We start from the raw sequence: 12,679 nt of genomic DNA on the forward strand, positions 1-12,679 counted from the left end.
CGATCGTCAACATTATTTCGGGAAAAGCTGTTCAACTGCTTAAGTTTGCGGCAATCTGTCCGTTTGTGCCCTGGAATTGCACTAATCTTCCAGACAGTTCAGGCAAGATGTGACAATGCTGACGGTAAGAGGAGGGCAGTATGGCAAACGACTGGCTTGAGCTGCGTCAGCATGCAGAAACAGGTATTGAGACAATTAAGGCGCATTTCGAAGGACATGCCTTTGATCCCCACTGGCATGATAGCTATCTGGTCGGAATAACCCTTTCCGGTACGCAGCAGTTCCACTGTCGCCGTGAACGCCACCGTAGCCAGCCGGGCGATGCTTTTTTACTTGAGCCCGGGGAGATCCATGACGGTGATGCGCCGGTAGAGGGCGGCTTTACTTATCTGACCTTTTATCTGGATGAACACTGGCTCACCCATACGCTTCAAGGCCTGTATGACTCTACTCCCGGGAGTTACACTCTCCACTTTGCCCAAACGCTGACGCGAGAGCCTCAGTTGGTGCGCGCTATCGGTGATACATTTGCCTCGTTGCATAACGATGAGATGAAGATCGTCCAACAGAGCACAATGGATAACCTGCTCTCTCAGATAACTACCCACTGCCACTGGCGTAAGAAACTCCCGTCGCAATTACAAAGCTCCGCTGTGGCGCATCGTGCCCGCGACTATCTCTATGCGCATATCGGCGAGAACGTGGGGCTATCAGACCTTGCCCGCGAGACGGGTACGGATCGCTTTACCCTCACCCGCTGTTTTAAACGCGAATTTCACCTGGCACCGCACGCCTGGCTTATCCAGCTGCGACTGGCAAAGGCCCGACAGATGCTGGCGTGTGGGGAACTGCCTGTTGATGTTGCGACGGCAGTGGGTTTTGCCGATCAAAGCCATCTTGGTCGCTGGTTCCAGCGTGCATACCGTATTTCTCCGGCACACTACCGCCGGTTGTGCACAAACCTTCCAGACGTTTCCAGAAAATAACGGCACATTCGTGGCTCTAATAAAAAAGGAGTCACCTGTGAATTTATTACCCTTCCTGCTGTTTGCATTTGTCGCCTCGATTACACCGGGGCCAACCAACATTCTGGTACTGGCTAACAGTCAGCACTTTGGCGTAAAAAATACGGTTCCTGCGATCCTGGGCGGGTGTATTGCCGCCAGCGCTATTGTTCTGGTTTCAGGCGCTGGGGCAGGAGAAGTGTTACGCCAGTATCCATTGATACGTCAGGTAATGAGCTGGGCGGGTGTGCTGTGGCTTTCCTGGATGAGCTGGCAGCTGTTTAGCGCCCCGGCCGCGAATCTCTCCTCCAGAAGTCACGTCCGATTTACCGCGCGGGCGGCGGCGTTACTACAGGTTGTAAACCCAAAAACATGGATGATGGCGCTGGCAGTTGTCAGCCTGTTTGCTCCGGCAAGCGACCATGCATTACGGGATATTACGCTGATGGCGCTATGGTTTCTGGCGATCTCCGTGGTCTGTTTGTTGTGCTGGGCGTGGCTGGGGAAGGCGGTGAACCGGATTTTCCGCACCACCGTGGCGATGGTGCGATTTCAGCGCGCGATGGCGCTGTGTTTGTTTATTTCCGCCTGGATGGGAATGCTGGCTTAGGTCAGTGCACCACCCATACGACACTGCGCGAACCGCAAAATATCTTCCGCCAGACGGTGCGCCGTATCCACATCCGCCTGGCTACGGTTCACCAGCATGCGGCTCAGGCAACCTTCCAGCACCAGCTCCATCTGCTTCGCGACCATTGCCGGATCATCCACTTCAAGTGTGGTCAGCAGCTCATGTGTGAACTCGTGCGCGGCTCGTTTTTGCTGATCTGCCAGTTGATGGATGGGGTGCCCAGGATCCGGATAGTAGGTGCAGGCGGCGATAAACAGACAACCTGGGTAACGGTTGTTGGTAACACACTCCGTCAGTGCGGTATAGCGCGCCAGCAGCTTTTGCTCGGTGGTCAGTTCTTCATTCAGCATCAGCTGCCTGCGCCAGATATCCACCTGCTGGCTGAGATAGCGCAGGGCATCGTACAGCAGCGCCTCTTTATCCGGCCAGAAGCGCCTAAGTTCATCCAGAGGGTAATCGATACGGTCGGCGACCATCTCAAGCGTGGTGCTGGCGATCCCTTGAATCTCAAGCAATTGCAGGGCTTGTCCCAGTACGTCTTCGCGTTGCACGGTTATCTCCTCCGCTATTCCCAACGGTTTGTCCCGTCTAAAGTGTTGTTTACGGTTGGCGATTGCGCAAATGCGCGTTGAATGCCGTCGCGTCCATAAACCCGGTTACACGCTGCGTCGGCTGTTCTTCCCCCTGTTCATTGAAGAACAGGATGGTAGGCAACCCGAGCACGTTAAGTTGCTTCAGCAGAGCCTTATCCTGCGTGCTGTTGGCGGTAACGTTCGCCTGGAGCAGAACGGTATCGCTCAGCGCATGTTGTACCTGCGGATCGCTGAAGGTGTATTTTTCAAACTCTTTGCAGGCCACGCACCAGTCGGCATAGAGATCGAGCAAGACCGGTTTGCCTTTCGCCTGCGCCAGGGCGTGGTTAAGGTCATCCACGTTTTTAATCTGTATAAAATTCAGATGAGCCTGTGTTTGACCTGCCGGGGTGCCAAACGCCCAGTCCTGTAGCGGACGGACGCTCACCAGCGCGGCCGCCAGCAGAAGGATCTGTAGCAGGCGCATCCACGGTTTCTTCGCCCCCAGACTCACGATAAACGCCCAGCTGAAGAAGGCCACGCCGAGCATCGCCCAAAGACGTGTACCCCATACATCACCGATGATGCGCTCCAGCAGAAATACCGGCAGCGCCAGAATGACAAAACCAAACGCGGTTTTCACCGTCTCCATCCACGGGCCGCTTTTCGGCAGCAGACGATTGCCAAACACCGTCACCAGGATCAGCGGCAGGCCCATGCCGAGCGCGTAGAGGTACAGCGTGCCGCCGCCGAGCCACAGGTTGCCGCTCTGAGCAATGTATAACAGGATGGCGCTCAACGGCGCAGTGGTGCAGGGGGAGCAAATCAGCCCGGCGATGGCACCCATGGCGAACACGCCGCCCGCAGAGCCACCCTGCTGACGGTTGCTCATCAGCGTCAGACGGGTTTGCAGGGAAGAGGGCAGTTGCAGGGTGAACAGGCCAAACATCGACAGCGCCAGCAGAATAAACACCGCTGACAGTCCGATAAGCACATAAGGATGCTGAAGGGCGGCCTGGAACTGCAACCCGGCAGCGGCGACCACGAGGCCGAGCGCCGTATAGGTTAACGCCATGCCCTGTACATAGATAAAGGCCAGCAACAGCGCACGGGCGGTGGAAAGGCGTTGTTTACCGCCCAGCACGATGCCAGAGATAAGCGGGTACATAGGCAGTACGCAGGGCGTAAAGGCAATGCCGATACCAATCAATAACGCCCAAAGTGCTGAGAACGGAAGGTCTGAAGTGGCTTCGACTGCGCCTTCACCCTTCACCCTGGCCCTCTCCCCTGAGGGGAAAGGGGAGGCAGCGGCTTTCACTTCGCTAAGCGGAACGACCTTTGTTTCAGGTGGGTAACAGAATCCGGCGTCTGCGCAGCCCTGATAGGTGACCGTTAATGTGGCACCTTTATCGGCATGGTTCACCGTGACGGGCACGCTTAAGCGCTGGCGATAAATTTCACTCTTACCGTAGAACTCGTCCTCGTGCCACACGCCAGCGGGCATCTGCAATGCGCCGACGTTCGCCTTTGCCGGCGTGATGCTGACCTGCTTGCGATAGAGGTAGTAACCCTCTTTCACCTGCCAGGTGAGACTGAGATCGTGCTGGTTTTGCTGAAAGTCGAAAACGAATGCCTGGTCGGCAGGAATAAAGTTCGAACGGCCGGGTGCGTCAAACAACCCGGCAAAAACTGACGTGCTGCACAGCAGCAGGATCAGCGTAATGAAGCGTTGAGCCATGAGAGATAATCGTTATCGCCGTGGACCACTGGCAGCACCAGCAGCTCCGGGGTTTGGTATGGATGATGAGACTTGAGGCAGTCGAGGAGCGCCTGCTGGTTTGTCAGGTTGGTTTTGAGCAACATCTGGACTTCGTACTCTTGCTCCAGCTTGCCTTCCCAGTAATAAAGGGAGGTGGCGCCGGGAAGAAGCGTGACACAGGCAGCCAGTTTTTCGGCCAGCACTTTGGCGGCCAGATCCTGGGCAGAAGCTTCATCAGGGGCGGTGCACAGTACAACAACAGCATCAGGCGTGTTCACAAGTCGACCTCCTCATCACGAAAGTCTTCACTATATCACGCAAGGCGGTTGGTCATTAATGAAACGGGCCGCAGAGCGGCCCGTTTTTAACTATTTTTACAACGGCTAATCGTTTACAGCACAATGCCGCCGATGATAAAGCCGAGGATCACGCAGAGCGTAATCGCCACCACGCCCGGGATGAGGAACGCGTGGTTAAACACGTACTTACCAATACGGGTTGAGCCGGTGTCATCCATCTCAACTGCGGCCAGCAGGGTTGGGTAGGTTGGCAGCACGAACAGGGCGGAAACCGCTGCAAAAGAGGCAATCGCCGTCAGCGGCGTCACGCCCAGCATCAGTGCCGCAGGCATCAGCGCTTTGGTGGTCGCAGCCTGGGAGTACAGCAGCGTCGCGGCAAAGAACAGCACTACTGCCAGCAGCCACGGATAGTTGTGCAGCAGGTCGCCTGCAACGGTCTGGATATCGCTGATGTGCGCTTTCACAAAGGTATCACCGAGCCACGCCACGCCCAGCACGCACACGCAGGCGCTCATACCGGATTTGAAGGTGCTGGCGTTCAGCACTTCGCTGGTGTCGATTTTACAGGTGATGCTGATCAGCGTCGCGATGGTCAGCATAAACACCACAATGGCTTCGTTACGCGGCAGAACCGGGTTCTGGATCAGACCTACCGTGTCGCTGATGGCGGTCGCGTAGAACATCACGGCGACGATACCAATCAGAAACAGCAGCACGGAGCGTTTTGCATGCGGCTTCAGCTCGAAGACCTGGCTACCGCGCAGGCTCACTTCACCTTTTGCCAGACGCTCCTGGTAAACCGGATCGTCTTTCAGCTCGGCACCGAGGAAGTTACACAGCACGGCAGTGATCATTACCGCAATCAGCGTGACCGGAATACAGATTGCCAGCAGCGTCAGGTAACTTACGCCCATTGGCTCAAGGATGCCCGCGAAGAAGACCACCGCCGCGGAAATAGGCGAGGCGGTAATCGCAATCTGGGAGGCGACCACGGCAATAGAAAGAGGGCGAGACGGGCGAATACCCTGCTCTTTCGCCACTTCGGTGATGACCGGCAGCGTGGAGAAGGCAGTATGGCCAGTACCGGCGAGAATGGTCATAAACCAGGTCACCAGCGGGGCAAGGAAGGTGATGTATTTCGGATGGCGACGCAGCATACGCTCCGCCAGGCTCACCAGGTAGTCCATACCGCCAGCGACCTGCATGGCCGCGATAGCAGCAATAACCGCCATGATGATTTCGATAACGTCAAAAGGGATTGCGCCGGGTTTAATCTGAAAGATCAGGGTAAGTACAAGCACTCCAAGACCGCCAGCAAAACCGATGCCGATTCCCCCGAGTCGTGCGCCCAAATAAATCGCCAACAGGACGATGACGAGTTCTGCTCCAAACATAAAGACCTGCCTTGCTCATTAACAAGTTGATATTGAATTGTTGTGTTTTGGTAACGCCCATAAAGAAAAAAGGCACGTCACAAGTGACGTGCCTTTCGGAAGCTTAGCCTGAACGGTTACTGTTCGCTTTCATCGGTATATCGTTTCGCTTTATATGCCGGGTGCATCAGGTTCTGGGCGGAGAAGATATCGTCCAGTTCGGCTTCGGTCAACAATCCTCGCTCGAGAACTACCTCACGTACGCTCTTACCGGTTTCGGCACAAATCTTCCCGACGATATCGCCGTTGTGGTGGCCGATGAACGGGTTGAGGTAGGTAACGATGCCGATGGAGTTATAGACGTAGCCTTCACACACTTCTTTATTCGCGGTGATGCCGTTAATGCATTTTTCCAGCAGGTTGTAGCAGGCGTTGGTCAGAATATGGATAGATTCAAACATCGCCTGGCCAATCACCGGCTCCATCACGTTCAGCTGGAGCTGACCGGCTTCGGAGGCCATGGTGACGGTCGTATCGTTACCAATCACCTTGAAGCAAACCTGGTTCACCACTTCTGGCACCACCGGGTTCACTTTAGCTGGCATGATGGATGAACCCGCCTGCAACTCTGGCAGGTTGATTTCATTCAGGCCAGCGCGCGGACCGGAGGAGAGCAGGCGCAGGTCGTTACAGATTTTGGACAGTTTCACCGCCAGACGTTTCAGGGCGCTGTGCACCATCACGTAGGCGCCGCAGTCTGAGGTAGCTTCAATCAGGTCTTCCGCAGGCACAACTGGCAGGTTGGACACTTCAGCCAGCTTCTGTACCGCCAGTTGCTGATAGCCATCTGGCGTGTTCAGGCGTGTACCGATGGCGGTTGCGCCCAGGTTCACTTCCAGCAGCAGTTCGGACGTACGCAGCAGGTTTTTCGTCTCTTCGTTCAGCAGCACGTTAAACGCGTGGAATTCCTGTCCGAGGGTCATTGGCACCGCGTCCTGCAACTGGGTACGGCCCATTTTCAGGATGTCCTGGAACTCAACGGCTTTACGCTGGAAGCCATCGCCCAACTGATTAATCGCGTCGACCAGTTTGACGACAGAGGCATACACCGCGATGCGGAAGCCGGTTGGGTAGGCGTCGTTGGTGGATTGACATTTGTTAACGTGGTCGTTCGGGTTCAGGTACTGGTATTCACCTTTCTGATGACCCATCAGCTCCAGGCCGATGTTTGCCAGCACTTCGTTGGTGTTCATGTTGACAGAGGTGCCCGCGCCGCCCTGATAGACGTCGACCGGGAACTGATCCATGCATTTGCCGTTGTTCAGCACCTCATCGCACGCGGCGATAATCGCATTTGCAGCGCTTTTAGGAATGGTTTGCAACTCTTTGTTTGCCAGAGCCGCGGCTTTTTTTACCATCACCATGCCACGCACAAATTCAGGGATGTCGCTGATTTTGCTGTTGCTGATGTAGAAGTTTTCAATCGCTCTCAGAGTGTGAACACCATAGTAGGCATCCGCTGGAACTTCCCTGGTACCCAACAAATCTTCTTCGATACGAATGTTGTTTAACATGTGAACCTTCTTTTCAAGCTGCCGATGGATTGTACTAAACACACAGTATATATGTGGTTTTGAATATTTTATGGCCGACGATTATTCCCTCAATCGGCCAGATGTTCGAGATCATATGCTGATGATAGCGAATTGCCGTAAGCTGGATCACTTATTATCGACCCGATTTCATGATAATTATTAATCTGTGAAATATGTCACCGCTTTAATATTTCCAGAAAAAATATCCGTGCAAACCGATTGAAATTTGGCTAACCGTCGCCATCTCTTATCTACGCGCTTCGCGAACACATTCAGTCAGGGGCCTGAAGGCGCCTGCCACACAGGAGATGCCAGTGCGCTGGATACCATTTATTGCTTTCTTTCTTTATGTTTACATTGAAATTTCGATTTTCATCCAGGTTGCCCATGTGCTGGGCGTCCTGCTGACGCTGATTCTGGTGATCTTCACCTCCGTCATCGGCATGTCGCTGGTGCGCAATCAGGGTTTCAAAAATTTCCTGTTAATGCAGCAGAAGATGGCCGCAGGCGAAAGCCCGGCCGCCGAGATGATCAAAAGCGTGTCGCTGATTATTGCTGGTTTGCTGCTGATCCTGCCGGGCTTCTTTACAGACTTCCTCGGCCTGCTGTTGCTGTTGCCGCCGGTGCAGAAGCACCTGACCATGAAGCTGCTGCCGCATCTGCGTTTCAGCCGTATGCCAGGCGGTGGTTTCAGCACCGGCCCGGGGGATACCTTTGAAGGGGAATACCAGCGTAAGGATGAGCAGCGCGACCGGTTAGATCATAAAGACGATCGGTGAGTTTCTGGCCCGGTGGCGCTCGCTCACCGGGCCTGCGGAGCTTGCCGCTTCGGTAAAAACACCCACAGTCCCGCCAGCATGACGATGGCGTACACACTCTTCCATCCCACCATCGCCAGCAGCATCAGGCACAGGACACACCCGACAGCCGCCAGCGCCTTAAAGCGTCCTTTCAGTAGCCGACAGCCCGCCAGCATGCACAGCAGGTAGATCATGATGAAAATACCGTTGGCGTAGACAATCAGCGCGTCAAGGTTGATGTCGAGGAGATAAATGGCCAGGGAACTCACCACGCAGCAGCCCAGTACGGTATTCAGCGCATTCACCGGAAGCTGACGCTTTGACAGGCGTGAGAGGGGGCTATCCGGTTTATAAAGTGCCTGAGACCACACCAGCCGGGCGAAGCTCTGAATATAAATGTTGAGGCTGGCAAAGCAGGCGAGATAGCCAATCACGCAGGCTACCCACAGGGCTTTAACACCAAACAGCTGCACCACGATGCCCGGCAGCGACGCGGCGGCGGCTTTCTCTTCACTGAACGCGTTGAAGTGCAGCACCAGTACGGTACAGGCCCAATACACTGTGCCCGCCAGCATCAGGCCAATCATCAGAGCGCGGGGAAAGTCACGCTCGGGCTGTTTAAACTCGGATGCCAGATGAGCGAACGCCTCCAGACCGACGAAACACCAGAACATGACGGATAGTGCAGCGAAAAGCTGTGCGTGGTCGATGTCGTTAATCGCGGGGAAAGGAATATCCGCCACCGTAATGTCACCCGCAAACCAGAGGGCGACGATCAGCGCGACAATTAACACGGCGACCAGCGTTTGCAGATTGGCGCTGGAACTGGCCCCTCGCGAGCCAACCCACCAGACAATCGCCAGCGTACCGATTTCACCCAGCAGCAGTTGTTCATCGTGCCAGCCAAACAGCGCCTGTCCGAAGCCGGTTGCGATATGCAGGGCTGCCGGAAGGCCAACGGGTATCACCGACAAAAATAGCCAGCCGGTGACACGCTCCATTCGCGGCCCAAACGCCATGCCGACAAAATGCGCTACGCCGCCTGCGCTCGGGAAGTGCCGCCCGAGTATGGCAAAGACAATCGCCACCGGAAACACCAGCACGATCAGCACCGGCCATGCCCAAAGACTGTTATTGCCGGCAACCAACGCCGCCAGCGCGGGAACCGCAAATACCCCCGTGCCTAACAAAGACGTTGAGAGTAAGCCAATGCCCTGCGCCAGCCCCAACTCCTGCCTGAGTCCACTCATTTACCTCGTCCCGCCACCATCAAAAGAGAGTGGATGGTAACACTTTCGCAAATTTTTTTTCGATTACCCCTTGAAGGGGTAAAAAGCTATCCCCATCTCTCAGGGCACTAGCCGGAAAACCGCATGCGGACCGGCGTCATCCATAACTGATAATGACTTTCTCAAAGGAGAGCTATCAATGAGTATTCGTCCGTTACATGATCGTGTGATCGTCAAACGTAAAGAAGTTGAAACCAAGTCTGCTGGCGGCATCGTTCTGACCGGTTCAGCAGCAGCAAAATCAACGCGTGGCGAAATCATCGCTGTCGGTAAGGGCCGCATCCTGGAAAACGGAACTGTGCAGCCACTGGACGTTAAAGTTGGTGACATCGTCATTTTCAACGATGGCTACGGCGTGAAATCCGAGAAGATCGACAATGAAGAAGTGTTGATCATGTCCGAGAGCGACATTCTGGCAATTGTTGAAGCGTAATTAACGCACGAAAACTGTACGAATTTGAGGAAATAAGAACATGGCAGCTAAAGACGTAAAATTCGGTAACGACGCTCGTGTAAAAATGCTCCGCGGCGTAAACGTACTGGCAGACGCAGTGAAAGTCACTCTGGGCCCGAAAGGCCGTAACGTAGTGCTGGACAAATCCTTCGGCGCGCCAACCATCACCAAAGATGGTGTTTCTGTTGCACGTGAAATCGAGCTGGAAGACAAGTTCGAAAACATGGGCGCACAGATGGTGAAAGAAGTTGCCTCTAAAGCGAACGACGCTGCCGGTGACGGTACCACCACCGCGACCGTACTGGCGCAGGCGATCATCACCGAAGGCCTGAAAGCCGTTGCTGCGGGCATGAACCCAATGGATCTGAAACGTGGTATCGACAAAGCCGTCGCTTCCGCTGTTGAAGAACTGAAAGCGCTGTCCGTACCGTGCTCTGACTCTAAAGCCATTGCTCAGGTTGGTACTATCTCCGCTAACTCCGACGAAACCGTAGGTAAACTGATCGCTGAAGCGATGGATAAAGTCGGTAAAGAAGGCGTGATCACCGTTGAAGACGGTACTGGTCTGGAAGACGAACTGGACGTGGTTGAAGGTATGCAGTTCGACCGCGGTTACCTGTCCCCATACTTCATCAACAAGCCAGAAACTGGCGCTGTTGAGCTGGAAAGCCCGTTCATCCTGCTGGCTGACAAGAAAATCTCCAACATCCGCGAAATGCTGCCAGTGCTGGAAGCTGTCGCGAAAGCAGGCAAGCCGCTGGTAATCATTGCTGAAGACGTTGAAGGCGAAGCGCTGGCGACCCTGGTGGTTAACACCATGCGTGGCATCGTGAAAGTGGCAGCGGTTAAAGCACCTGGCTTCGGCGATCGTCGTAAGGCGATGCTCCAGGATATCGCTACCCTGACCGGCGGTACCGTGATCTCCGAAGAGATCGGTATGGAGCTGGAAAAAGCGACTCTGGAAGACTTGGGCCAGGCGAAACGCGTTGTGATCAACAAAGACACCACCACCATCATCGACGGTGTGGGTGAAGAAGCCGCTATTCAGGGCCGTGTTGGTCAGATCCGTAAGCAGATCGAAGAAGCAACTTCCGATTACGACCGTGAAAAACTCCAGGAGCGCGTAGCGAAACTGGCAGGTGGCGTAGCGGTAATCAAAGTCGGTGCGGCTACCGAAGTTGAAATGAAAGAGAAGAAAGCACGCGTTGACGACGCCCTGCACGCGACCCGTGCTGCGGTAGAAGAAGGCGTGGTTGCTGGTGGTGGTGTCGCGCTGGTGCGTGTAGCCGCTAAACTGGCTGGCCTGACTGCTCAGAACGAAGACCAGAACGTGGGTATCAAAGTTGCGCTGCGCGCAATGGAAGCTCCGCTGCGTCAGATCGTGTCCAACGCCGGTGAAGAGCCGTCTGTGGTTGCGAACAAGGTGAAAGCGGGTGAAGGTAACTACGGTTACAACGCGGCAACTGAAGAATACGGCAACATGATCGACTTCGGTATCCTGGATCCAACTAAAGTGACCCGTTCTGCTCTGCAATACGCGGCATCTGTAGCTGGCCTGATGATCACGACCGAGTGCATGGTGACCGACCTGCCTAAAGGCGACGCGCCTGACTTAGGTGCTGCTGGTGGTATGGGCGGCATGGGTGGCATGGGCGGCATGATGTAATCATGCTGTTCTGAACCTCTCAGAACGAGCCCCGGGCAGCAATGCCCGGGGTTTTTTATTATCTTCTACTCAAACGTGCCTTTCACGCACACCACGCCTTCACGCACCATCTGGCGGCCTTTCGCCCAGACCTCACGGATCTTCAGGTCATCCGTCAGCACCAGGAAATCGGCATCGCATCCGGGCGCGATCCGCCCTTTATGCTCCAGACCGAGAAACTCCGCCACGTTACGCGTAAATGGCAGAAGTGCCTCCTCCAGAGGCAGGTGATACCGGCCGACCAGCTGCTGTAGCGTATCAAGCAGGGACTCAAAACCCGCCACGCCAATGCCAACAAGATTACCGTTTGCGTCAAAATTCGGCTGGCTGCCGTTGCCATCCGAGCTGAGCGTGAGCCGGTTAAACGGCACCTGCGCGTCACGGGCCGTCGCGATGGCGGTAGCGGCATCAATGGGCTCACTGATGCTGGTGGTGATGTCGATGTACCCCCCTTCGCGGGCATAGTCCAGTGCGGCGTGGAACAGTGCCTGGGCGCGGTTGACGTGGGTTGGCAGCAGCTTCGTGCGAGGCACGTCGGCGTTATTCAGGATGTTAAGCAGTGGCTCCAGCAGTTTAGGGCTGTTGCCGAGGTGAAATACGGATATCCCCGCTTTGGCGCCCAGCAGCCCGCCGACGCGCGACTGGGCGGCCATATTCGCGAGCTGGTCATCTGCCGGTGCGGAAGAGCGATGGTCAGAAATCGCGCATTTCACGCCAATGATTTTATCAATTAGCGCCACATCCTTTTCGATACTGCCAGTGATCGTCGGAGAAGGCAGGCCATACGCGCCTGTCAGCATCCATGCGCTGATCCCTTCATGCTCAAGTGCCCGCGTTTTCGCCAGCAGCGACTCGGGATGGCGGGTCACGCCGTCGGTGCCCAGCAGGCCTACAACGGAGGTGATGCCAGCCGCCACCAGCGCAGACAATCGTACCTCTGGCGTCCGGGTGTGGGGACCGGCTTCACCGCCGCCGCCAATCAGGTGTACATGCTGATCGATAAACCCCGGGCAAACCACCGCTCCGGCGAGATCGCTTTCAGGACAGTCTGTCCTCATTGTGGCGTGGCCCGCTTTTTCGACTGCGACGATTTTTCCTCCGGCAATCAGCAGATCGCAATGCCCAAGATCCTCGGGAGCGTAAAGCTGCGCATTGCGGAAAAGGTGCGGTTCCAGCACTGAAAAATCCATTTTTATCT

The 12,679-nt window shown here is 55.4% G+C and carries 12 protein-coding genes; 5 read left to right on the forward strand and 7 right to left on the reverse strand.

The window, feature by feature from the left end; translation table 11 throughout:
* Positions 1 to 140: 140 nt before the first annotated feature.
* Both L384_RS13380 and L384_RS13375 read left to right on the forward strand, forming a co-directional pair.
* Positions 141 to 986 carry an AraC family transcriptional regulator gene (locus tag L384_RS13380; protein ID WP_003855901.1) on the forward strand — a complete coding sequence of 282 codons (846 nt, stop codon included), beginning with the start codon at positions 141 to 143 and terminating at the stop codon, positions 984 to 986.
* Positions 987 to 1,023: 37 nt separating this feature from the next.
* On the forward strand, positions 1,024 to 1,614 hold the full coding sequence (locus L384_RS13375; RefSeq protein WP_003855903.1) for a LysE family translocator: 591 nt from the start codon (positions 1,024 to 1,026) through the stop codon (positions 1,612 to 1,614).
* Here the strand turns inward: L384_RS13375 and L384_RS13370 are convergent.
* From L384_RS13370 to aspA, 5 genes are all read right to left on the reverse strand, one after another.
* Positions 1,611 to 2,186: a transcriptional regulator gene (locus L384_RS13370; protein WP_003855905.1), complete on the reverse strand. Its 576-nt coding sequence runs from the start codon at positions 2,184 to 2,186 to the stop codon at positions 1,611 to 1,613. The genes L384_RS13375 and L384_RS13370 overlap by 4 nt on opposite strands.
* A 49-nt stretch (positions 2,187 to 2,235) precedes the next feature.
* On the reverse strand, positions 2,236 to 3,945 hold the full coding sequence (locus L384_RS13365) for a protein-disulfide reductase DsbD (RefSeq protein ID WP_023324030.1): 1,710 nt from the start codon (positions 3,943 to 3,945) through the stop codon (positions 2,236 to 2,238).
* Positions 3,921 to 4,244 carry a divalent cation tolerance protein CutA gene (cutA, locus tag L384_RS13360; RefSeq protein WP_003855908.1) on the reverse strand — a complete coding sequence of 108 codons (324 nt, stop codon included), beginning with the start codon at positions 4,242 to 4,244 and terminating at the stop codon, positions 3,921 to 3,923. The genes L384_RS13365 and cutA overlap by 25 nt, the downstream gene beginning before the upstream one ends.
* Before the next feature lie 113 nt (positions 4,245 to 4,357).
* Entirely contained in the window at positions 4,358 to 5,659 is a 1,302-nt protein-coding gene (locus L384_RS13355) for an anaerobic C4-dicarboxylate transporter (protein WP_003855921.1), read from the reverse strand.
* A 116-nt stretch (positions 5,660 to 5,775) separates the two neighbouring features.
* On the reverse strand, positions 5,776 to 7,212 hold the full coding sequence (gene aspA / locus L384_RS13350) for an aspartate ammonia-lyase (protein ID WP_003855923.1): 1,437 nt from the start codon (positions 7,210 to 7,212) through the stop codon (positions 5,776 to 5,778).
* Positions 7,213 to 7,547: 335 nt separating this feature from the next.
* Between aspA and L384_RS13345 the strand changes: the two genes are divergently transcribed.
* Positions 7,548 to 8,012: an FxsA family protein gene (locus L384_RS13345; RefSeq protein ID WP_003855925.1), complete on the forward strand. Its 465-nt coding sequence runs from the start codon at positions 7,548 to 7,550 to the stop codon at positions 8,010 to 8,012.
* Positions 8,013 to 8,035: 23 nt separating this feature from the next.
* On the opposite strand, the gene yjeH is transcribed toward L384_RS13345, so the two are convergent.
* Positions 8,036 to 9,283, reverse strand: coding sequence for an L-methionine/branched-chain amino acid transporter (gene yjeH / locus L384_RS13340; protein WP_023324031.1), 1,248 nt, complete (start codon positions 9,281 to 9,283; stop codon positions 8,036 to 8,038).
* A 178-nt stretch (positions 9,284 to 9,461) separates the two neighbouring features.
* Between yjeH and L384_RS13335 the strand changes: the two genes are divergently transcribed.
* A complete protein-coding gene (locus L384_RS13335) occupies positions 9,462 to 9,755 on the forward strand; it encodes a co-chaperone GroES (protein ID WP_003855929.1) in 294 nt (97 codons plus the stop codon).
* Between the two features lie 40 nt (positions 9,756 to 9,795).
* Positions 9,796 to 11,442 (forward strand): chaperonin GroEL, encoded by a 1,647-nt coding sequence (groL, locus tag L384_RS13330; protein WP_003855930.1) that lies wholly within the window; start codon positions 9,796 to 9,798, stop codon positions 11,440 to 11,442.
* Between the two features lie 65 nt (positions 11,443 to 11,507).
* Here the strand turns inward: groL and iadA are convergent, their stop codons facing one another.
* A complete protein-coding gene (iadA, locus tag L384_RS13325) occupies positions 11,508 to 12,671 on the reverse strand; it encodes a beta-aspartyl-peptidase (RefSeq protein WP_023324032.1) in 1,164 nt (387 codons plus the stop codon).
* Positions 12,672 to 12,679 lie beyond the last annotated feature (8 nt).

The sequence above is a fragment of the Enterobacter sp. MGH 38 genome (assembly GCF_000492855.1).
Classification (GTDB): domain Bacteria; phylum Pseudomonadota; class Gammaproteobacteria; order Enterobacterales; family Enterobacteriaceae; genus Enterobacter; species Enterobacter hormaechei_C.

Excerpts from the sequence above, each read along its gene's own strand:
- iadA (WP_023324032.1), bottom strand. The coding sequence starts at position 12,671 with ATGGATTTTTCAGTGCTGGAACCGCACCTTTTCCGCAATGCGCAGCTT.
- L384_RS13365 (WP_023324030.1), bottom strand. The coding sequence starts at position 3,945 with ATGGCTCAACGCTTCATTACGCTGATCCTGCTGCTGTGCAGCACGTCA.
- aspA (WP_003855923.1), bottom strand. The coding sequence starts at position 7,212 with ATGTTAAACAACATTCGTATCGAAGAAGATTTGTTGGGTACCAGGGAA.
- groL (WP_003855930.1), top strand. The coding sequence starts at position 9,796 with ATGGCAGCTAAAGACGTAAAATTCGGTAACGACGCTCGTGTAAAAATG.
- L384_RS13355 (WP_003855921.1), bottom strand. The coding sequence starts at position 5,659 with ATGTTTGGAGCAGAACTCGTCATCGTCCTGTTGGCGATTTATTTGGGC.
- yjeH (WP_023324031.1), bottom strand. The coding sequence starts at position 9,283 with ATGAGTGGACTCAGGCAGGAGTTGGGGCTGGCGCAGGGCATTGGCTTA.
- L384_RS13335 (WP_003855929.1), top strand. The coding sequence starts at position 9,462 with ATGAGTATTCGTCCGTTACATGATCGTGTGATCGTCAAACGTAAAGAA.
- L384_RS13380 (WP_003855901.1), top strand. The coding sequence starts at position 141 with ATGGCAAACGACTGGCTTGAGCTGCGTCAGCATGCAGAAACAGGTATT.